General features: G+C 75.1%; 1 protein-coding gene. It reads right to left on the bottom strand.

The annotated features are described in order from the left end of the window. On the bottom strand, window positions 1-233 hold a 233-nt coding region (locus C7C46_RS33525), incomplete at both ends, for a S41 family peptidase (protein ID WP_146259340.1).

Raw genomic sequence — 233 nt, 5'->3', positions numbered from 1 at the left:
ACCCCGTGGTTCTCCACCCCGTAGCCGTAGCCCTCGACGAACCAGGAGGCGGTGGTCGGGATCTGCACCTGGGTGCCGTCGCCCAGCGCGTGCCGGCCGATGGTGCCCACCACCCCGCCCCAGGTGCGCCGGCCCACCACCGGGCCGAGCCCCAGCAGCTTGACCGCCAGGATGATCACGTCGCCGTCCGAGCTGGTCGCCTCGTCGGCCAGGGCCACCACCGGGCCGCGCGG

This window comes from Streptomyces tateyamensis, from assembly GCF_003205575.1.
GTDB classification, from domain to species: Bacteria; Actinomycetota; Actinomycetes; order Streptomycetales; family Streptomycetaceae; genus Kitasatospora; species Kitasatospora tateyamensis.
This window is presented reverse-complemented; position numbering and strand designations above follow the sequence as displayed.